The organism is Geosporobacter subterraneus DSM 17957, assembly GCF_900142145.1.
GTDB lineage: Bacteria > Bacillota > Clostridia > Peptostreptococcales > Thermotaleaceae > Geosporobacter > Geosporobacter subterraneus.
This window is the reverse complement of sequence record NZ_FQZV01000054.1, coordinates 1-21,077: the sequence shown is the minus strand read 5'-3', so window position 1 is coordinate 21,077 and position 21,077 is coordinate 1. Positions and strand designations below refer to the sequence as shown.

The 21,077-nt window shown below is 40.2% G+C and carries 17 protein-coding genes; 13 read left to right on the top strand and 4 right to left on the bottom strand.

All coding sequences use genetic code 11. From position 1 onward, the window contains the following. The first annotated feature begins 86 nt into the window (after positions 1-86). The 4 genes from cwlD (at position 87) to BUB56_RS19535 (ending at position 3,798) form a co-directional block, all read left to right on the top strand. A complete protein-coding gene (gene cwlD / locus BUB56_RS15915; protein ID WP_110942270.1) occupies positions 87-806 on the top strand; it encodes an N-acetylmuramoyl-L-alanine amidase CwlD in 720 nt (239 codons plus the stop codon). 77 nt (positions 807-883) lie between these two features. Continuing rightward, the gene (gene amrA, locus BUB56_RS15910) at positions 884-2,293 is read left to right on the top strand and encodes an AmmeMemoRadiSam system protein A (protein ID WP_110942269.1); all 1,410 of its coding nucleotides are present in this window, start codon (positions 884-886) and stop codon (positions 2,291-2,293) included. 254 nt (positions 2,294-2,547) lie between these two features. After that, the gene (amrS, locus tag BUB56_RS15905; protein WP_110942268.1) at positions 2,548-3,540 is read left to right on the top strand and encodes an AmmeMemoRadiSam system radical SAM enzyme; all 993 of its coding nucleotides are present in this window, start codon (positions 2,548-2,550) and stop codon (positions 3,538-3,540) included. 81 nt (positions 3,541-3,621) lie between these two features. Then, a complete protein-coding gene (locus BUB56_RS19535; RefSeq protein WP_190014617.1) occupies positions 3,622-3,798 on the top strand; it encodes a hypothetical protein in 177 nt (58 codons plus the stop codon). Between the two features lie 76 nt (positions 3,799-3,874). On the opposite strand, the gene BUB56_RS15900 is transcribed toward BUB56_RS19535, so the two are convergent. Beyond that, entirely contained in the window at positions 3,875-7,321 is a 3,447-nt protein-coding gene (locus BUB56_RS15900; RefSeq protein WP_330392675.1) for a pyruvate carboxylase, read from the bottom strand. Between the two features lie 278 nt (positions 7,322-7,599). Here BUB56_RS15900 and BUB56_RS15895 point away from each other — a divergent pair, with 278 nt between their 5' ends. The 7 genes from BUB56_RS15895 (at position 7,600) to BUB56_RS15865 (ending at position 15,237) form a co-directional block, all read left to right on the top strand. After that, a complete protein-coding gene (locus tag BUB56_RS15895; RefSeq protein WP_110942267.1) occupies positions 7,600-8,025 on the top strand; it encodes a PPC domain-containing DNA-binding protein in 426 nt (141 codons plus the stop codon). Between the two features lie 154 nt (positions 8,026-8,179). Next, positions 8,180-8,800, top strand: a complete 621-nt coding sequence (locus BUB56_RS15890; RefSeq protein ID WP_110942266.1) for a TetR/AcrR family transcriptional regulator — start codon at positions 8,180-8,182, stop codon at positions 8,798-8,800. Between the two features lie 13 nt (positions 8,801-8,813). Then, the gene (locus tag BUB56_RS15885; RefSeq protein ID WP_110942265.1) at positions 8,814-9,668 is read left to right on the top strand and encodes an ABC transporter ATP-binding protein; all 855 of its coding nucleotides are present in this window, start codon (positions 8,814-8,816) and stop codon (positions 9,666-9,668) included. Further along, positions 9,669-10,724, top strand: a complete 1,056-nt coding sequence (locus tag BUB56_RS15880) for an ABC transporter permease (RefSeq protein WP_110942264.1) — start codon at positions 9,669-9,671, stop codon at positions 10,722-10,724. 10 nt (positions 10,725-10,734) lie between these two features. Beyond that, positions 10,735-11,736: an ABC transporter permease gene (locus BUB56_RS15875; RefSeq protein WP_110942263.1), complete on the top strand. Its 1,002-nt coding sequence runs from the start codon at positions 10,735-10,737 to the stop codon at positions 11,734-11,736. Positions 11,737-11,984: 248 nt separating this feature from the next. Beyond that, positions 11,985-13,148 carry an amidohydrolase gene (locus tag BUB56_RS15870; protein WP_110942262.1) on the top strand — a complete coding sequence of 388 codons (1,164 nt, stop codon included), beginning with the start codon at positions 11,985-11,987 and terminating at the stop codon, positions 13,146-13,148. 292 nt (positions 13,149-13,440) lie between these two features. Further along, the gene (locus BUB56_RS15865) at positions 13,441-15,237 is read left to right on the top strand and encodes a 5'-nucleotidase C-terminal domain-containing protein (RefSeq protein WP_110942261.1); all 1,797 of its coding nucleotides are present in this window, start codon (positions 13,441-13,443) and stop codon (positions 15,235-15,237) included. A gap of 47 nt (positions 15,238-15,284) precedes the next feature. Here BUB56_RS15865 and BUB56_RS15860 read toward each other — a convergent pair whose 3' ends face one another. From BUB56_RS15860 to BUB56_RS15850, 3 genes are all read right to left on the bottom strand, one after another. Beyond that, positions 15,285-16,277: a lipoate--protein ligase gene (locus tag BUB56_RS15860; RefSeq protein ID WP_110942260.1), complete on the bottom strand. Its 993-nt coding sequence runs from the start codon at positions 16,275-16,277 to the stop codon at positions 15,285-15,287. A 101-nt stretch (positions 16,278-16,378) separates the two neighbouring features. Continuing rightward, a complete protein-coding gene (locus tag BUB56_RS15855; protein ID WP_110942259.1) occupies positions 16,379-18,295 on the bottom strand; it encodes an ATP-binding response regulator in 1,917 nt (638 codons plus the stop codon). 123 nt (positions 18,296-18,418) lie between these two features. Further along, positions 18,419-19,744 (bottom strand): YjiH family protein, encoded by a 1,326-nt coding sequence (locus BUB56_RS15850; protein WP_110942258.1) that lies wholly within the window; start codon positions 19,742-19,744, stop codon positions 18,419-18,421. A 196-nt stretch (positions 19,745-19,940) separates the two neighbouring features. Between BUB56_RS15850 and BUB56_RS15845 the strand changes: the two genes are divergently transcribed. Beyond that, positions 19,941-20,648, top strand: coding sequence for a response regulator transcription factor (locus tag BUB56_RS15845; protein ID WP_110942257.1), 708 nt, complete (start codon positions 19,941-19,943; stop codon positions 20,646-20,648). A 229-nt stretch (positions 20,649-20,877) separates the two neighbouring features. Then, on the top strand, positions 20,878-21,077 hold a 200-nt coding region (locus BUB56_RS19705), incomplete at its 3' end, for a hypothetical protein (RefSeq protein WP_330392674.1).

The following is a 21,077-nucleotide window of genomic DNA, read 5'->3' as shown; positions in this document are numbered from 1 at the left end:
GGGAAACCTGTTTTTTTCTTTACCTTCTTTCATATATTTTAAGGAATTGAATAGGATTTAATAGGAAAAAGAAGGAGGAAGAGAAAATGTTGCGAATCATTATGCTAAAAAGAAAATGGGTGATCCTATGTACATTTCTGATATCGGTATTGTTGATGGTGAATCTTTTTCTCCATAAAACCATTAGGACTTCTACCCTACCTACATTAAATAAAGTGATTGTAGTGGATGCAGGCCATGGAGGCATTGATGGAGGTGCAGTAAGTAGGGGAGGCATATATGAAAGCCATATCAACTTAGAAATAGCTTTGAAATTGCGGAGATTATTAGAACAGAGCGGGGCTATTGTGATCCTGACTCGGGATACGGATATGGGTTTATATTCTGATCGAGGCCGTATCCGGGATAAGAAAAATGAAGATCTAAGAAATCGAAAAGATCTTATCAATTCCAGCGAAGCGGATATCCTGATTTCCATACACCTAAATGCTTTTCCCCAGACTCAGTATTATGGGGCGCAAACCTTTTATCCCAAGGACTCGGAAAAAAGCAAAAAGCTGGCTGAGCTGATTCAAGAAGAGATGCTTAGGGTGCTTAATAATGATAATCATAGGGTATCAAAGGTAAAGAGCGATATCTATTTGATGCAGGAGACGAAGCTGCCTACGGTGTTGGTTGAGTGCGGTTTTCTATCTAACCCTATGGAGGAAAGGCTGCTGCAGCAGCCAACCTATCAGGAAAAGGTAGCCTGGAGTGTTTATATCGGCGTACTTCGTTATTTTCAGGAGGAGGATCAGGCTGATTAGGTGTATAAGAAGGATTTGTTTGACTTATATTAATAGAGCAGCGAAGACACATTAAAATACAAAGGAGGAATGGTTCTATGGGTTCTATATTGGGGGCTTACTTGATGCCACATCCACCAATCATTATGAAGGAAGTGGGGAAAGGGGAAGAAAAAAAGGTGCAAAAAACAGCCGATGCAATGCTGCTGGTTGCGAGGGATATCAAAGAAAAAAAACCCGCTGCATTGATTATGGTTACACCCCATGGGCCGCTTTTTAGCGATGCTGTTGCAATTTCTGTAAAACCGGAACTTACAGGTAATATGGGGATGTTTGGGGCAAAACATGTTAAATTTACGAAGGAAAATCATCTGGATCTTACCAATAAAATTCTGCAGTTTGCCAGATTGAGGGAATTTCCCTGCGGAATGGTGAATCAGGACCTGGCTAGAGAGTACGACCTTTCACTGGAGCTAGATCATGGAACCATGGTACCTTTATATTTTATTGATCAGGAATATATTCATTATAAATTAGTGCACATCACCTATGGACTACTTCCCCGTGAGGATCTTTATGCTTTTGGGAAAATTATTCAGGAAGCCATAGATGAGCTGTCGGAAAACGTTGTCATTATAGCCAGCGGCGATCTATCTCACCGATTGTCGAAGGATGCACCGGGAGGTTATCATCCCAGCGGAAAAGTGTTTGATGAAAAATTCCTCTCTTTATTAGAGGGTGGCGATATTGAAGAATTTTTTTCTTTAGAGCGGAGCCTTTCAGAAGAGGCCGGGGAGTGTGGTCTTCGTGCCGTAGATATTATGCTTGGTGCCTGTGATGGCTATGAAATAAGCCCAAAGGTACTCTCCTATGAAGGTCCCTTCGGTGTAGGCTATGGCGTTGTTCAAATGAATTTAGGAGGAAAAAGCGGAGATCGGCTGTTTCACGAGCATTTAGTTACAAGAAGAGAGGACCGCTTGCGTCAGATTCGCGTCAAAGAGGATGCTTACGTAAGATTAGCACGTGAGGCATTGGAAAAGTACGTAAAGGAAGGGCGGCAGATTAAGGAATCAAAAAATGCCACAGCAGAAATGCTGGAAAATAAAGCAGGTGTTTTTGTTTCTCTCAAAAAGTATGGAGAGCTAAGGGGGTGTATAGGAACGATTGCCCCAACAAGGGAAAATCTTGTACAGGAAATTATCAGAAATGCTATACAGGCAGGAACCGCGGATCCAAGGTTTTATCCGGTGGAGGAAGAGGAACTGGAGACATTAGTATATTCGGTAGACATACTGATGGAGCCAGAACCCATTCAGTCCCTGGAGGAGCTAGACGTGAAGCGTTATGGTGTTATTGTTACCAGCGGAGAAAGATCAGGACTATTACTGCCAAATTTAGAGGGTATAAATACGGTGGAAGAGCAGATACGCATTGCCCTTCAGAAGGCAGGAATTGGGATAAATGAGAGATATAATCTCCAAAGGTTTGAAGTCATCCGACATCATTAAGAATGTGGATAGTTTGTGAATAATATTATGAAAACTCTCTGAAATGCAGTAGAATTAAGGCTTACATCGACAGGAAGTTATCCACAGGGTTATCCATAGGTTGCGATTTAGATAGATTATTCATGTGGACAAGCAATGGTACAAGCGGGAAAACAGAGAAAAACACATGGGAAAATGGAAATTCAATTATCAACAACAGTTATCCACATTAACATAATGATTAGGAGGATATTGTAAGAGGGGGGTATATTTCGATGAAAATCAAGAAGGAAGCATCTTTTTACAGACAACTGGAAGATGGCTGGGTGCAATGTGATCTGTGTCCCCATGCTTGTAGGATACCAGCAGGCACTAAAGGGAAATGTGGGATTCGCAAAAATGAAGAGGGACGACTCTTTAGCTTGAATTATGGAAAAATTACTGCTTATTGCATAGACCCTATTGAAAAAAAGCCTCTTTATCATTTTTATCCCGGCAGCAGGATATTTTCTATTGGCAGCACTGGCTGCAATTTTACTTGTCAATTTTGTCAAAACTGGCATATTGCCCAGGAAGATCCGGAGGGAATATACACTACAGCTGAAAACATCATCAATATCGCACAGAATGAAAAAAATAACATTGGAATTGCCTTTACTTACAATGAGCCTACTATATGGTTTGAATTTGTCCGTGAGGTAGCGAAAAAAGTGAAGCCAGTAGGCTTAAAATCAGTGTTGGTCACCAATGGTTTCATCAGTGAGGCATCTCTAGAAGCATTATTGCCTTATGCAGATGCCATGAATATCGATCTGAAAAGCTTCGATGAGAATTTCTATCGACAAATATGTGGAGGCCAGCGTAGTCCAGTACTGCAAACCATCAGAAAAGCACAGGCTGCCTGCCATATTGAAATAACCTTCCTATTGGTCAATGGTTTTAATGACAGCCGGGAAGAGGTTGAGGAAATGGCAAAATGGATTAGTGAAATCAGTCCAGACATACCCCTTCACTTAAGTCGATACTATCCGGCTTATCAGATGGATCAAGAACCCACACCGATAGATCGGATGCTGGAAGCCAAAGAAGCGGCAAAAGGGCACCTGCGTTATGTGTATATGGGAAATATGCCTCCGGGGGCCGATAAAAATACCTATTGTCCGCAATGCAGCGAAACCATCGTAAACCGTGAGAAAAAAGTGACAGTAGAAAACCTGGTAAACAACCGGTGTCGCCGCTGTGGAGAAGAAATTGCAATTATTCTATAAGATACTGCTTATCCTCTAAGTATACACGGTATACAAATATGCTTCTCCTGCATATAATGAATTACGGGAGGAGGGATGGGTGTGAATAAATGGATATTGTGGACAGTTATTTGTATTATTTGTATTTCCATATTACTGTATATCGGAACCTTTTTTCGATATCCTGGAAGAAAGCTTAAAGCACATACCTCCATTTACCAGATACAGCAGGAAAATTACCTGTACAAAGAAACAACAGAAAGGGAAGATAAAGGATAATACACTGGAAACAGTGTATTTTTATTTTATTAAAACAGAACAGCCTGACAGGTGCCACCCATCAGACTGTTGATCATTAAGCTTTTAATTTAAGCAGAAGCTCTCCGGATTTAACCTGTTGCCCTTGTTTTACCATAATATTTTCTACAATGCCTGACACAGGGGATGTAATGTTGGTTTCCATTTTCATAGCTTCCACGATGAGTAAGGATTGACCTTCTTGAACAAAATCCCCTGTTTTAACTAAAATGTTGATAACCGTTCCAGGAATGCTGGCACCAATTTCGGAGGGATCAGCCGGATCAGCCATAGTAATGGAGCTTGCATCGGCTTTAACATTGCTAGCCTTGTCAAAAACCTTTATCTCCCTACGATTTCCGTTCACCTCAAAAACTAGAGTCTTATTTCCTTGCGGATCTGTATTACCGATTTCCACAAGCTTTATCATCAATACTTTACCTTCTGCGATTTCCACCTCGCAGGTTTCCCCTGCATATAGTCCATGGAAAAATACATCGCTTCCCATACGGCTAAAATCTCCATGTTCTTTTACATAATTTAAATAATCCTCAAAGACCTTTGGGTATAAAGCATAAGCCACCAAATCCTGACCAGAGGGGTTGAGTTGATATTTTTCTTTTAAATAAGCTTCAATCTTTGCAAAATCCTCAGGAGGAAGAAGTTCGCCGGGTCTGCAGGTAATCGGAGGTTCATCCTTTAATACCAGCTTCTGCAGTTTTTCGGGGAAGCCGCCCATTGGCTGACCAATTAAGCCCTTGAAATAATCTACTACTGAATCGGGGTAAGCCATATCCTTACCTTTTTCATAGATGTTTTCCGGCGTCAAATCATTTTGCACCATGAAGATTGCCAGATCCCCCACAACTTTTGAGGTGGGGGTTACCTTTATAATGTCCCCAAGCATCTCATTGGCTTTTTTATACATATTTTTCACTTCGTCAAATCTATGGCCTAAGCCAAAGCTTTCAACCTGTGGCTTTAGGTTCGAGTACTGACCTCCAGGAATTTCATATTTATAGATCTCTGTTGTGCCTGATTTAAGATCGGATTCATAGTGGCTGTACACCTGTCGAACAGCACCCCAGTAATCGGATAGCTTCTGTATATCGTCTAGATTGATGGACGTATCTCTGTGGGTATTCTCCAAGGCTGCTACTACAGAGTTCAGCGCTGGCTGACTGGTGACACCGGACATACTGTTGAAGGCAGTATCTACGATGTCTACCCCTGCTTCTGCCGCCATGAGTATCGTAGCTACGCCGTTGCCGCTGGTATCATGGGTATGCAGATGAATAGGGATAGAGATTTCTTCTTTTAATGCGGAAATGAGTTTAAAGGCAGCATAGGGCTTCAATAAACTGGACATGTCCTTAATGGCAAGGATATGGGCTCCTGCTCTTTCAATTTCTTTAGCCAGATTGATATAGTATTGCAGGGTATACTTATCCTTGCGATCATCCAGAATGTCTCCCGTATAGCACATGGTTACTTCGGCAATCTTTCCATTGCGCAGTACTTCATCAATAGAGACTTCCATTCCCTTCAACCAGTTTAGAGAGTCAAAAATTCTGAACAAATCAATGCCTGCAGCGGAAGATTCACGAATAAATTCGCGGATTACATTATCCGGGTAGTTTCGATAGCCCACGGCATTAGAGCCTCTTAGGAGCATTTGAAAAAGAATGTTAGGTACTTTTTTACGTAATTCCTCTAACCGAATCCAAGGAGACTCCTTTAAGAAACGGTAAGCCACATCAAAGGTAGCACCGCCCCACATTTCCAGAGAGAACAAGTCCTTGGCCAATACGCTGGTAGCCTTTCCAATTTTCAGCATATCTCTTGTACGCATTCTAGTGGCCATCAAAGACTGATGTGCATCCCGCATGGTAGTATCGGTTAGCAGCAGTTTATTTTGTTCTTTTACCCACTGAACCAAGCCTTCGGGTCCTTTTTGATCAAAGATTTGCTTTGTTCCTGTTAGGTCTTGGGGAACAGTTATGCTGGGTACAACAGGAACATCAAAATCCTTTTTATTGCCTTTCGTCTCATTGACTACCTTTTCACCAATAAACTTCAAAACCTTCAGCTCTTTATCGGCTTTTGGTATAATATCGAATAATTCAGGATTATCGGCCACAAAACTGGTATCACATTCGCCTTTGAGAAAGGTCTCATGATTCAATACATTGATCAGAAAAGCAGCATTGGTTCGTACACCGCCGACCTTTAACTCTTTGATAGAGCGAACGGCTTTTCGGGCTGCATCCTGAAAGGTTCTGGACCAGGAGGTAGTCTTAACCAGCAGGCTGTCGTAGTAAGGACTGATGTTAGAACCTGTAAAGCCGTTGCCGCCGTCCAAGCGAATGCCGAAGCCTGAGCCGGTGCGATAAAGATCAATTCTGCCTGTATCAGGAGCAAAATCCCTTGAAGGATCCTCTGTAGTTACCCTGCATTGAATAGAATACCCTCTTGGTACAATATCTTCCTGGCTAGTAATCCCGATCTCAGGTGAGTGAAGCGGATATCCTTCCGCAACGAGGATCTGGCTTTGTACAATATCGATTCCTGTGACCATCTCTGTAACTGTATGCTCTACCTGTATTCTGGGGTTCATTTCAATAAAATAGTGATTACCATGGATATCTGTCAGAAATTCCACGGTACCTGCGCTGCGATAATTTACAGACTGGGCAATCTTTATGGCATCATTGCAGATTGCCTGTCGTTTCTCTTCCGATAAAGTAATGGCTGGAGTGAATTCAATTATTTTCTGATGACGGCGTTGAATGGAGCAGTCCCTTTCAAATAAGTGGACAAGATTTCCATGACTGTCTCCCAGCACCTGTATCTCGATATGCTTAGGCTTCTCCAGGTATTTTTCTATAAAGATATCGGCGATTCCAAAGGCCTTCTTAGCTTCATTTCTGGCGCTATGAAACTCCTTGAGCAGATCCTCTTTTTTTCTAACAATCCGCATTCCTCGGCCTCCGCCCCCGGCAGCAGCTTTTAAAATCACAGGATAGCCACAGAACTCGGCGAATTCAATGGCTTCTGCTTCAGAGGAGATAGGCTTCTCGATACCGGGAATTGTAGGAACACCTACAGCCTTGGCTACCAGCTTAGACTGGATTTTATCCCCCAGCTTTTCCATCATCGAATAGTGAGGACCGATAAATGCAATACCTGCTTCTTCACATTTTCTTGCAAATTCCGGGTTCTCTGATAAAAAACCGTAACCGGGGTGAATGGCATCAACCCCCTTTTTTAATGCAGTATTAATAATTTCGTCGATAGACAGATATGCTTCTATAGGACCCTTGTTTTTACCGATCAGATAGGACTCATCTGCTTTTGTTCGAAACAAGGAGCATTTGTCTTCATTGGAGTAGATGGCCACAGTACGGATGCCTAATTCATGACAGGCTCTAAATATCCTTATAGCAATTTCTCCTCGATTTGCAACCAACACCCTTTTAAATTTCTTTATCGTATAAGTATTCACCATCGCATCTCCTTTCTTAAATAAAAATAGTTTTAAGTTAAAAAACTTAAAAAAAATAAGTGAAAAGGTATAATGAGATTATATATTTAAATTGATTTTCTAGCAATACAAAAGGTTTTTTCAATACGGATAAATTAAATTTTTCATATCTGGAAAACGTTTATGTGCATAAACATACATATGTTCGTGTTGTAACCGGATAAAATCGGAATAAAAGGCTTTAACAAATATAAATTAGGGTAATATAAAAATGAAAAATAAGGAAAGGAAGTGATGCTATGAAGTTTCAGAAGTATGGAAATAAAATAATGCTTCGTGTTGATAAGGGAGAAGAGGTCGTGGAGACAATAAAGGCTTTTTGTAAAGAGCAGGAGATTCGGTTGGGTACAGTGAGCGGCATCGGGGCAGCTAATCGAATGACCATAGGACTTTTTGATACAGAGGAAAAAAGATATCTGTCTAAAGAATTGAAGGGTGAGTATGAAATTACCAGTCTGCTGGGAAACATTACTGAAATGGCAGGAGAGCCTTATTTACATTTGCACATAAATGTATCAGACAGCAGCTATCATGCTCTGGGCGGGCATTTAAACGAAGCTTGGATCAGCGGGACCTGCGAGATTATCATTGACCAGATCCAAGGAAAGATGAACAGAGCCTTTGACCCTGGGGTTGGATTAAATTTATTAAATATACCGGACTAATGCATAAAAGCAAAGAATAAAGAAATGCTATTGACAGAAAAAATATACCATGATAATATGACTATATAGTCATGTGACTAAACGGTCATATTTTTTTACCCTAAAAGTGACTAAAAAGTCACATGGTTCAGCAGCCTAAATAGGAGGGAATTTTATGCCAAAGAATACATTTTTCAACTTAGCAGAAGAGAAGAGAAATCGGATTCTAGAAATCAGCATCGATGAATTTGCCGTCTTTGGATATCAAAATGCAAGTATCTCCAGAATCGTTGAAAAGGCCGAAATCGCAAAAGGGAGCTTTTATCAGTATTTTGAAGACAAAAAAGATTTATTTAAATATGTGGTCGATGTGGGAGCAGAGAAAAAGCTAAATTATTTTCGCCATCTGATGGAAGGAATGCAGGAAATGGATTTTTTCCAACTGATGAGGGAAATTTTCATCGGGGGGATACAATTTGCCAAGGAAAACCCAAAACTATCAACGATTGGGGATCAGTTCATGAAAAGTACAGATGAACAACTTAAAAAAGAAGTATTGGGGGAGAATATTCCTAAGAGTAATCAGTTTATTGAGGGATTACTCATCCGGGGAATCGCTCAGGGCGATATTGACCCGGCTATTGATGTTAAGATGACCGCTCATATGTTAACAACCTTCACCATGTCCATAGGAGAATACTTTATTAAGGAAGTTCGCGTGAAGGATAATATGGAAATCATGGCTCTGGTGGATAAGATGCTGGAAATCGTCAAGTACGGCATCCATCGAAAATGAGGAGGAGGAGAGCATGTTAAAGGTTAAGCATTTATACCATTCTTATCAGAAGAATGATCAGTATGCAGTAAAGGATATAAGCTTTGAGATCGAAAAAGGAAAGATCTTCGGATTTCTTGGGCCCAGTGGGGCTGGTAAATCTACAACTCAGAATATACTGATCGGGCTGTTGCCCCTTCAAAAAGGTGAAGCAACGATTGCAGGAATCAATATCCAGAATCCCACAGAAGAATTTTTCAACCTCATTGGGGTATCCTTTGAACAACCCAATCTTTATAAAAAGCTGACGGGATATGAGAATCTGGAATTTTACCGAAAATTATTCCGCGTGCCTACAGCGGATTCTAGGGCGTTATTAAAACAAGTTGGATTAGAGGAAGCAGCAGATAAAAAAGCCGGCAGTTATTCAAAGGGAATGCAGCAGCGGCTTGTATTTGCAAGATCCATGGTGAATAATCCTCAGATGTGGTTTCTGGATGAGCCTACCTCAGGCCTGGATCCTGCAACAGCTAGTAACATCAAAGATATTATTTGGAGAAAAAAACAGTCAGGAACTACCATTTTTCTTACGACTCACAACATGCATATTGCTGATGAACTCTGTGACGAGGTGGCTTTTATACATGATGGAAAGCTTTGCCTCATTGATTCTCCAAGAAACCTGAAGTTAAAATACGGTGAAAAGCTTGTACGGGTGGAATATCGGGATCAGGATAACTTGAAAAAAGAAAATTTATCCATGGTGAATGAAAAAGATAAGCAAAGGTTGACGAAACTGATCTCAACAGGTAATATAGAGACCCTGCACTCTCAGGAAGCAACCCTTGAAGAAATATTTATTAGGGTAACCGGCAGGGGGTTGGAGTAGATGTTCAGGAGATACTTTAGTCTTTTAAGAAAGGATATCCTATCGGCATGGCGCAATTATTTTTTTCTGGTGGTAGCTGTCCTAGCCCTTATTTTTGCAGGTCTGATCCGATTCTTAGTTCCCGAGGAGATTACTATAAAGCCAGAGGCCTATTATTTTAACGAGTATCAGGAGGCGATGGAATGGACTTTAAGGAACATTGTAACAGATGAAGAGTATCAGTCTGAAAAATTTCATAAAGTTGATTCTAGGGAAGCTGTTATTTCAGGGATGAGGGCAAATTTAAACAGTATTGGCATTGTGATCAAGGCAGGACAAACACAGCCAGTCATTGAATTGATCTTTCATGGCTTTGAAAACCAATCTGTCAGAAATCTGCTAAAAATTTCTATTCAGGATAATTTGAACCGCGTACTAGGAGACAATATTGACTTTGAAACCATTATTTTAAAGGAAAATTTGAATATTAAGACTATTGCTGCCAATAAAAGCATAGTACCGATATTTCTTATGTCAGAGGCGGCTTTAGTAGGCTTTATCGTGATTGCAGCTTTTATATTTATGGAAAAAGATGAGGGAACGCTGCGAGCCTATCAAGTTTCACCGGGCAGAACTCCGGAATATCTGGCGGCAAAAATTTCATTAATGATTATACTCGGGTGGGTTCATACTGTGATTTTAGTACCATTAACCATTGGAGTACACGTGAATTGGCTCCCTTTAATTATGATCGTTACCCTAGGCAGTATCGTGTCCTCTTCTCTGGGATTGATTGTAGCCAGCTTTTTTCAAAATCTTTCCCAAGCCATTGTCTGGATTATAGCGGGAAACATGCTATTAGGCTTACCGATGGTTTCCTACTTTGTCCCAAGCTTCGCACCTGCATATATTCAGATGATGCCTACCTATCCTATCCTTTTTGGGATCCGGGAAGCTCTGTTTACAACGAATAATACAGGCATGATAAGAGCCACCTATATGATTTTGGCTGCACAAGCGATCTTAACATTTCTCCTGGCAGTTATAACCTATAAACGGCAGCTCGTCAGAGATTAGGAGTGATGATATGAGACGAATAGTATCTATATTTCAACGGGACCTATACAGCAGTTTACGAGACAATCTATTTTTATATATGCTGCTGATGCCACTTCTATTAGCTATTGGCTTGCGTTTTTTCTTACCAAGTGCACAATCAGCAAGTCTTCAGTATGCACTCAATAAAAGCATAGGAAAAGAAGTCATAACAGAATTCGAAAAATATGGCAGGGTAGAAATATACAATACCGACGAAGAGATCATAAGAAGGGTAAATCAAATCGGTGATATTGCAGGAATAACACAAAATGAAGCTGGAGAATACCAGATTATTCTTGAAGGAAATGAAGGACATGATACAGAGGCAATACCTCAAAAGATCCTTAGAGACATTACCAGGGAAAATAGATTTATAGTAGATTACCAGTTTACAGATCTTGGTACTGTGAGGGCACCTACAGCCGTGTACGGAACCATATTTTTAGTGCTGACAGTAATTTTAGCTGGAGGAATGGTCATCGGCTTTAATATTATTGAGGAAAAGGAAAATCGAACCTTAAAGGCACTATCGGTTTCCCCAGTGACGCGCTGGGAGTATGTACTGGGCAGAAGCTTAATAGGAATCCTTTTGCCGGTTTTTCAGGTATATCTGATTCTTCTCATATTAGGAATATGGGATGTAAATCTTTGGATGGTACTGCTAACTACCTTAGTCTCTACATCCATGGCACTTTTAGTAGGCTTCTTCATAGGGGGCGTGAGCACCAATCAGCTTGGAGGCATAGCAAATCTAAAAGCTGTTTTTCTACTACTGGTACTGCCAGTAGTAGGAGCATTGATGCTGCCAGAGGAAAAGCATATTTTCCTCTATTGGGCACCTACCTATTGGACCTTCACAGCCTTTAAGGGAATTATACTGAAAACCATAGATTGGATTAGATTGAGTATACAAATAGGAGGCTTATTAACTACCGTAACAATTGCCTTTCTGCTTTTAAAGGAAAGGATGAGAAAGGGTCTAATTTCTTAAAAAAAGAAAGGGGGAGAGCAGGATGAATATAAAATGGTGGATATTGCTTGCAGTTGTAGCTGTTGTTGTGGTTCCAATAAAACTGAAAATTCTAAAGAAAGTCTTGGAAAGAAAAAAACATGAAATAGATGAATAGATAGTTTTACAAAAAAGATGGTGCAGTCCATCTTTTTTGCTTTACATTTCACCTTTTAGTATGGAAGTATTTTTTCACTCAGTCACATCCATAATAAGACTGAGGTGATAGAATGAAAGATTTATTATTGAAAAATGGCTTTATCATGGACATAGAACAAAGAAAAATACAGCAAAAAGATATATTGATTTGTGGAGGAAAAATTAAGAAGATTTCAGAGAAAATAGAAATTGAGCATGAGCATACATCAGTGATTGACTTAACAGACAAGTATGTACTTCCTGGCATGGTTGACTGCCATACCCATGTGGGAATCATTGAAGAGGCCGTAGGAAAAATAGGTATTGATAACAACGAAACCTCAGATCCCGTTACACCCCATATGCGGGCAATAGATGCAATTAATCCCCATGATTTGGCCTTTAGTGATGCGGTAAGATCAGGGATTACCGCAGTGATGAGCACCCCTGGCAGCAATAATGTAGTAGGAGGGCTGAGCACAGTCATTAAGACCTATGGAAATATATTGGATAAAATGATTTTAAGAAATCCCGTAGGATTAAAAATAGCCTTGGGAGAAAACCCTATTGAGACCTACGGAGCAAAGGACAAGGCGCCGGTAACAAGAATGGGAACTGCAGCCTTGATCCGGGAACTATTTATGAAGACTCAGGATTATATGGTGCAAAAAGAAAAAGGTAAGGTTACGGAACGGAATATCCGGCTGGAGGCAGTCATTCCTGTATTAAAGGGAGATATATCCCTAAGAGCCCATGCCCATCGAGCTGATGACATCGTAACGGCTATACGAATCGCTGATGAGTTTAATATTCAAAAGCTGGTGATCGAACATGGTACGGAAGCCAATCTATTAAAGGAGTTTTTAGCAGAAAGAAAAATCCCTGTTGCTTACGGCCCTATGACCACACCAAGAAGCAAGCTGGAATTAAAGAGACGAAACTATAAATGTGCTCTGGAACTGGTAGAAGCAGGGATAAAGGTTGCCCTAATGACGGATCACCCTTACAACACGATTGACCAGCTGAGAACCACAGCCGCCATCGCTGTATCAGAGGGTATGGATGTAATGGAGGCGGTGAAATGCCTTACCATACATCCGGCAGAGATACTGGAGTGTCAGGAGCGCATTGGGAAACTAGAATCAGGATATGACGCAGACATCGCAGTATTTGAAGAAAAGCCCTTTGATATCCGCAGCAAGGTTTACATGACGGTTATTGATGGAGAGATTCGCTATCAGAGAGAAGGGAAATAGAAGAGAAGCCCTTTTAAGCTGTTTTCTTCATATTTTCCAAAGATTTTATCTGTTACTCTAAATGGATTTTGGGTATCAGCATATTGGACTTTCCTTTTTTCTGGAAAGTAATTGACAATAGGAGCTACAATATTTAACATAGAATTAACAAAACAAGAAAAATATTACAATAGTATAACTGTTTTATTTATTTTATAGAACTGATCAAAATGCTTTCACTATAGTATCCGTCCCTTCAGCCATAGGGAGGGGATGATGCTATGTTGAAAAATAAATAAAAGTGGGGGATAAGATGAGAGAGAAGGGACATTTTTTTGGAAGGAAACTCTTTGCATGTTTGTTGGTTCTAACCATGGTTTTATCCATGTTTGGGACGGGCTTTGCCGACACAGCAGAGACCACGACGAAAAAGATTGTCATACTGCATACCAATGACATTCATGGTCGTATTGAGAGTGACAACAGCACAGTGATGGGTCTGGCAAAGTTTAGTGCATGGGTAAAACAGCAAAAAGAAGAAAATCCAAATACATTAGTATTGGATGCTGGAGATATTTTCCACGGTCTTCCCATTGTAACTATTAACAAAGGTGAAAGTATGGCAAAAATCATGGATCTTATTGGTTATGATGCCATGACGGCAGGAAACCATGATTTTAACTATGGCTATGAGAGATTATTAGAACTAGATCAGATGACCAAATTCCCTGTATTAGGTGCCAATGTAAAGAAAGCCGATGGCACTACCCTATTAACACCTTATGTGATTAAAGAAGTAAACGGTGTCAAGATAGGTATCTTTGGTTTGGCTACACCTGAAACTACCTATAAGACCCATCCAAAAAATGTGGAGGGATTGGTTTTTGCAGACCCGGTAGCTGAGGCAAAAGCAATGGTAGCTGAACTTGAAGAAAAGACTGACATGATCATATTCCTATCTCACTTGGGGATGGATGAGGCCTCTGTAAACACAAGCACAAAGGTTGCACAGGAAGTTAAAGGCATAGACTTGATTATTGACGGTCACAGCCATCATGTATTGCAGGAAGGCAAAATGATAGGAGATACACTGATTGCCAGTGCAGGAGAATATTCTAAGTATTTTGGAAAGGTAGAAGTATCCCTTTCAGGAGGAAAAGTGACAGGGAAGAAGGCCAGCTTAGTAGATTTCAAGGCTCTTGAAGAGCTGGCAGCAGATCAGGAAGTAGAGTCTTTGATCACTGCGATCAAAACAGCCCAAGATAAAGCCTTATCAGAGGTTATCGGAAAAGCAGCGGTGAAGCTGGAAGGAGCCAGAGAAAAAGTAAGAACCGGCGAAACCAATCTCGGCAATCTCATTACTAGTGCAATGCTGAATATCTCCGGTGCCGATGTGGCCCTTACAAACGGTGGGGGAATCCGTGCATCTATTGAAGCAGGAGATATTTCCCTAAAGAGTGTTGTAACTGTACTGCCCTTCGGAAATATTGTGGTTACAAGAACTGTAAAAGGTGCTGATATCAAAGCCGCACTAGAACATGGTTTAAAGCCTTATCCGGAAGCCAATGGCGGATTCCCTCATGTGGCAGGTATGAGCTTTACCATCGATGCAAGCAAGCCAGCCGGTGAAAGAGTAACGAATCTCATGGTAAAAGGACAGCCAATAGAATTAGAGAAAGAATATCTACTGGCGACCAATGACTTCATGGCAGCTGGCGGGGATGGCTATACTATGCTTGCCAATAAGCCTGTAGGGAATGATTTTGCTGCACTGGATGAAGCATTGATTAGCTATATCCGTGGATTAGGAACCGTTGCAGGTGCAGTTGAGGGCAGAATTACTGTAATCAACGAGATACCAAAGACGGAGAAGGTACAGGTTCCTGTTCCTGCACCAGCGCCAGCACCACTGCCAGCCCCGGCACCAGTAGTGCCTCAAGAGGAAAGGCCTGCCCAGCAAACCCAATCCTACGAGGTAAAAGCAGGAGACGTTCTTTGGAGAATTGCAAAGCAATTTGGCACCACCTGGGAGAAGCTTCAGGAAATGAACAGCTTGAAGAACCCACACTTAATCTTCCCAGGACAAAAACTAATTGTACCGGCTCAATAATATAATAAAAAAAGCTGCAGAGTTACCCTCTGCAGCTTTTTTAAAGTCTAATAAAATAGACAATCTATAAAATCTTCTACTGTTATATTGTGCATATATTTCTGCAGTTCGACGCTCTCCAGTAAGTTTCGCACAGCCTCTTCAGTATATTGAATATGAGTCAGACTTTGTTCTAACTCTGAAACTTCATATTTTCCAAAGAAATCTCCAAAAATTCTAAGGCCTGTTATTTTTCCATTATCTGCTTGAACGCGGAGGTCTAGGAGGCCGCCTTCATACTTGCGGATCTTCTGCATATCAAAAGCGGGAGACTCGCCGTAGTTCCATTCCCAGGTTAGATATCTTTTCTCCATTATTTCCTGGATTTTTTCAAGATCCTGTTCTGTGAGCTGATAGGTCATGGTACTCACATCATTGGTTTCAAGGATAGACTGAACGAGGATATCCTTAAAAGCATCGATGGATAGGGGTTTCTTAAGATAAGGAGCCACATTGGTTACCCGGCTGCGAACGGACTTGATACCCTTAGACTCTATCTTATCAATTCTTACATTTAATGCATTCTGTACTACAGACAAATCTGAATTGTATAGAATCGTACCATGATGAAGCAGTCTGTTGTTGCAAGCGTATTGTGCATTCCCGGAAAACTTCTTTCCTTCAATGGTGATATCATTTCGCCCGCTGAATTCTGCAGGGATTCCCAAAGATTGCAGTACCTTTATAACCGGGTCTGTAAATTTTCTGAAGTTATTTACCTCATCTTTTTGGTCCTGCATGATAAAGGTAAAATTCAGATTTCCAGAATCATGGTATACGGCACCGCCTCCGGAAAGCCGGCGTACTACGTTAATTTGATTTTCCTTTATGTATTTTGCGTTGATCTCTTCAATGGTGTTTTGATTGCGGCCAATAATGACAGATGGTTCGTTCTGCCAGAGCATAAAAACATTTTGCCCAAGATCAAGATGTCGAATTACATACTCTTCTAATGCAAGATTAAAATGAGGGTCTAGGGATTTGTTTTCAATATAAAGCATAGATTTCACCACTCCCAGTCAATTAATTTAGAAAAGTCTCTCAAATCCTACAATATTAGTTCTATTATATAATAGACCATTTCATGGAAACAATGGATTATTTACGATTTATCCCTACTTATTGGAAGAGAGAACCAAAAGACGGTACCTTTACCAATCCGGGAACTAAAATCTAAAGAGACATGATGGGCTTCCAATATGGATTTTGCAATAAACAGCCCTAGGCCATACCCTTTTGTATTCATACCCTGTCCTCGATAAAACATATCAAATATTTTTTCTTTCTCACTGTCATTGATACCAATTCCTTCATCAGTCACCTGAAAGATTACTTTATCCTCCTGCTGTTCAATTGCTACGTGAATGAGGCTTCCTTGATTTGAGAATTTAACCGCGTTATTTAATAGATTATTCCATACCCGTTTAATTTTTACTGTATCGATCAAAAACTGACCGGGATGGCACTGATAAGCCCCTTGAAAATCTCTATCAGAGGTGAGGATATAATGCTGAGCAGCTTCAAAAAGCTGTTGGGAGAAATCTACGGCATCAACAGCTTCAAGCTGGAGTTTTTGCATCCATTGAGCCTCATAGGCCGAATCCAGGATATCACAGGTGATCCTTTCTATATCCATGGTACTATTATAAATTTCCTGCAGGAAGTGTTTTTGCATGTCCGGATCTTTTGCGATACCAGATAAAATACCTTTTACATAGCCTTTAATAAGAGTGATAGAAGTTTTCAAGTCATGAGACAATGTAGAAATGAAGTTTCCCGTTCGATAAGAGATATCCTCAATAGTTGAAGACAATTCCTGGGAAGTTTTGATTAATTCCTCACTTTCACGCTCAAATCGGCTGATGGTCGAGGCAAAATAATCCTTTAGGTTTTTGAGGGAGCGGCTTAAATTTCCAATTTCATCACTAGGATGGGCCAAAGAGGAGCCTTCAGGGGCCAGCAGGCTGTCCTCTTCCCTTAGACTTCTGATAGAATCGGCAACAGATTGGCGAAGCATCAGGTTTCCTTTGACAGCACGATTCATATATTCTGTGATAGCAACGATAGGTGTTGAAATTCTATTGGAAATGTAAATGCCAATCATCATAGCTCCCACAGTTACCAATGCACCGATAAGGATTACGTATCCTAATAAATCTATAGATTTTTCCTGAACCTCAACCTTGGGAAGCATTGCAATTAATACCCATCTGTTGCTTTTCATCTTTTTATACAGCTGAAGCTCCGGGAATCCATTTTGATTGGTTATAATCCGTTTTTTAGCACCCTCTGACTGAAGCCACTGATCCTTGGATAACAGCCTTTCAGGCAAAGCAAATACCGTATTGGCAGCGTCAGTAGCGATGAGGCTTTTGTCGGGATGTGAAAGTATAAGATTATTGGAATCTACAATGATAAAATATCCCGACTTACCTAATGTCAGGTCTTTAACGGTATCGGAAAAGAATTCAGCGTGAATTGCAGTTCCCGCATAGGCAAGGGTAATACCTGCTTCATTATGAATAGGACTGACGGTAATGACAATCAAAGATTCATCAGAACGGGCAATTAAAATATCGCTGGTTACAGTCTGTCCTGTAAGGGCAGACTGGCGAAAGTATTCTCGGCTGGACAAATCCAAATACATTGCCTCAGGCATGGTAGAGGTAATGATAGTGCCTTCCTTATTAAGAATAAAAAGGTCCATATAGTGTTTGTTCTGCGTATTTTTCTTTTGCATTAATGTAGTGAGATAGCTGTTCATCCGATAGGTTTTTATATTTCCTTTGAGAAATTCCATGACTTGTGGGTCTAGGGCTAGCTTTTCTGTTTCAAGCTGCTGAATACGAATCCTTAAATCAATACTTTCCTGGGCCCGTTCCAGCTGAGACTGCATGTAGATTTCCGCATCTTGGTTTAATATTGAGGCAGACTTGGTATAAATAAATCCACTGAGCAAAACCAGCAGCACAATAATGATACTGCAAATGGTAAGTGTAATTCTTCTTCGCAAGCTCATGATGATCACCTTATTCTTTATGATTAAATAAAAGAAAGTGCATAGCTGCTTAACCCAAAGATCAAGCAGTATACACTTTCATTGTATCATATATAAATCATGCTTAAAAAATAAAATTGAGACTTATAGAATAAAGAAGGCAAGAGGAGCTGCCAGCAAGAGAGTCAGTATTGTTCTTTCTACCCAAATAATTAAGATTTCCGGCAGTGTAATGGGAATATCTGTTGAAAGAATGCACGGGATTGATGCGGAGAAGAACAATACAGATGAAACGGAAACGACCCCTATTACAAATTTTGTAACCATAGGTGCATTGGCAACTAATAATGCAGGCAGGAACATTTCCGCGATCTCTAAGGCTGAAGCCTTGGCAGCCAACATCGGTTCAGGAATTCTTAACAGCAAAGTGAAGGGGTAGAAAATATAACCCATAACATCGAATACAGGGGTATATTTTGCCAGAACCAATCCAAGTAAGCCTACAGATAGAATTGAAGGTAAAATACCCATGGTCATGATAAAGCCGTCTTTCAAGTTTTCTATTACATTTTTTCCAAGGGGCATAGACACAGATACTGCCTTTAGACCTTCATTTAAGGCATTGTGAACAAGGTTGCCCTTTAGTTCCTTTTCCGGATCACCTTCGCCGGTGTAGTAGCTGTCGCTTTTACTGCTTAAAGGTTTAATACGCACGGTGATGGCCGTAACTAAAAAGGTAATAACCAAGGTAGACCAGAAGTATACATTCCAGATCTCCATTAAACCAAGGGTTTTTGCCACGACGATCATGAAGGTTGCGGATACGGTAGAAAACCCAGTGGCAATAATACAGGCTTCTTTAACGGTGTATTTACCCTCTTTAAATACCCTATTGGTAATGAGAAGACCGATAGAATAGCTGCCTACAAAGGAAGCCACTGCATCTACTGCTGATCTTCCCGGTGTTTTCCAAACCGGCCGCATAACTGGCCGCATGAGCACACCAATAAACTCTAGCAGTCCATAGCCTACCAGGAATGCAAGAAATACGGAGCCCACTGGCACGATTAAGCCTACGGGGATTACCAGTTTATCATATAAAAAGGGGATCATATCCGGTTCCTGCAATGAAGCGGGACCTAGTTTAAAATAAGCCATAAAGGCAACAACAATACCTAAAAGTTTTAACAAAGAAAAAACAGTAGTTACCTTATCTTTGTTCCAGGTTTTAAGATAGAAGGGACGTATTCCTCCAAGTATGATAACAATAAGGGCGTAAATAGGAGCCATAGGGGGAAGCGTACTTCGGATAGCTGTAACCAGGTGATCCAATGGAATCGTAGATTTACCACCGATAGAAATAGGAATAAAGAACATAAAGATACCGATGGCACTAAAAAGAAAAAATTTCATCAGGTTTTGTAAAGAGTAGTGGTTTTCTTTTTTAGAAACAGACATCTTTTCCATCATTAAATACCTCCTTCTAATAAATGTAATATCATTATAGCATCGGCAAAGGTAGTATTTTAAATATTCACAATATTGCATTTAAATTGTCATCGTTCTGTCATTATTCTGCTGAAATACCTAAAACCAGACAGTGACAGGTGGATTTATAGCTTAGGCTATGTTACCATAATAAATAATGGACTAAGGGGCGATTTATTTGAATAAAATTATGGTGGTGGACGATGAAAAGAAGATTGTTGCAATGATAACTGCCTTTATGGAACTCCAGGGCATGAAAGTAGTACCTGCCTATAGTGGGAGAGAAGCACTGGAGAAATTGGATGATACAATTGAACTGGTACTTCTGGACATCAATATGGCTTCCATAGACGGAATAGAAGCCTGCCAGCAGATTCGAAAGAACAGTAAGATTCCGGTGATTTTCTTGAGTGGAAACGGAACCCAATATGATAAGGTTTTAGGATTAAGCATGGGAGCAGATGATTATATTACCAAACCCTTTGATCCCATAGAACTTGCTGCTAGAATAAAAGCACATATCAGAAGAGCTCAGGAGTATAATTTAGGTTTCAAAAGCAATTCCAAGGGGATCGTTTATTTTGATGATATCATAGTACAAAAAGATGCCCACAAGGTAATAAAGGGAACCGATGAGATTTATTTGTCCTCTACGGAATTCAGATTGCTTTTATATTTTTTAGAAAATCCCCATAAGGCTTTGTCAAGAAGGGCGATTCTACAGCATGTATGGGAAAGTCAACACTATGATGAGAATACGGTGACCACCTACGTAAAACGCCTTCGCAGTAAGCTCTCTGACCATAAGGAGGAACAACGGTATATCAAATCATTAAGGGGCGTTGGATATCTGTTTGATGCAGATTTAGCCTATGAGGATAAATGAGATGCTGAGGAATCTATAGGAATGTAGAACGGTGAAAAAATTTCCCGGGAAATTTGCAGCAAATAATCATATTTTGTAAAACACTGTAAAAACATTTTTATCTAACTGAGTAAATTTCATAATTTTTAAGCCTTGAAATAACAATGTTTCAAAAATATAAAAAAACAGTCTACCCCAATCCGATAAATAATTTGTAAAAAAAATCCACAGAAAGGGGCGACTGCAAATTATGTATCGGCAAACAACTTTATTTACTTTAGATCAAATTATTGAACTTCAACCATTAACAAAATTACAGGCTATTTTGACTTTCATTGACTATTCCATTTTACTACAAGCTTTTCAAATTCAACCCTGTAAACGTGGTCCTAAGGGTTTCTCTTTTGAGGCTTTACTTAATGCCTTAATTGCTATGCAGTTAGAACAAAT

Excerpts from the sequence above, each read along its gene's own strand:
- cwlD (WP_110942270.1), top strand. The coding sequence starts at position 87 with ATGTTGCGAATCATTATGCTAAAAAGAAAATGGGTGATCCTATGTACA.
- amrA (WP_110942269.1), top strand. The coding sequence starts at position 884 with ATGGGTTCTATATTGGGGGCTTACTTGATGCCACATCCACCAATCATT.
- amrS (WP_110942268.1), top strand. The coding sequence starts at position 2,548 with ATGAAAATCAAGAAGGAAGCATCTTTTTACAGACAACTGGAAGATGGC.
- BUB56_RS15895 (WP_110942267.1), top strand. The coding sequence starts at position 7,600 with ATGAAGTTTCAGAAGTATGGAAATAAAATAATGCTTCGTGTTGATAAG.
- BUB56_RS15890 (WP_110942266.1), top strand. The coding sequence starts at position 8,180 with ATGCCAAAGAATACATTTTTCAACTTAGCAGAAGAGAAGAGAAATCGG.
- BUB56_RS15885 (WP_110942265.1), top strand. The coding sequence starts at position 8,814 with ATGTTAAAGGTTAAGCATTTATACCATTCTTATCAGAAGAATGATCAG.
- BUB56_RS15880 (WP_110942264.1), top strand. The coding sequence starts at position 9,669 with ATGTTCAGGAGATACTTTAGTCTTTTAAGAAAGGATATCCTATCGGCA.
- BUB56_RS15875 (WP_110942263.1), top strand. The coding sequence starts at position 10,735 with ATGAGACGAATAGTATCTATATTTCAACGGGACCTATACAGCAGTTTA.
- BUB56_RS15870 (WP_110942262.1), top strand. The coding sequence starts at position 11,985 with ATGAAAGATTTATTATTGAAAAATGGCTTTATCATGGACATAGAACAA.
- BUB56_RS15865 (WP_110942261.1), top strand. The coding sequence starts at position 13,441 with ATGAGAGAGAAGGGACATTTTTTTGGAAGGAAACTCTTTGCATGTTTG.
- BUB56_RS15860 (WP_110942260.1), bottom strand. The coding sequence starts at position 16,277 with ATGCTTTATATTGAAAACAAATCCCTAGACCCTCATTTTAATCTTGCA.
- BUB56_RS15855 (WP_110942259.1), bottom strand. The coding sequence starts at position 18,295 with ATGAGCTTGCGAAGAAGAATTACACTTACCATTTGCAGTATCATTATT.
- BUB56_RS15850 (WP_110942258.1), bottom strand. The coding sequence starts at position 19,744 with ATGATGGAAAAGATGTCTGTTTCTAAAAAAGAAAACCACTACTCTTTA.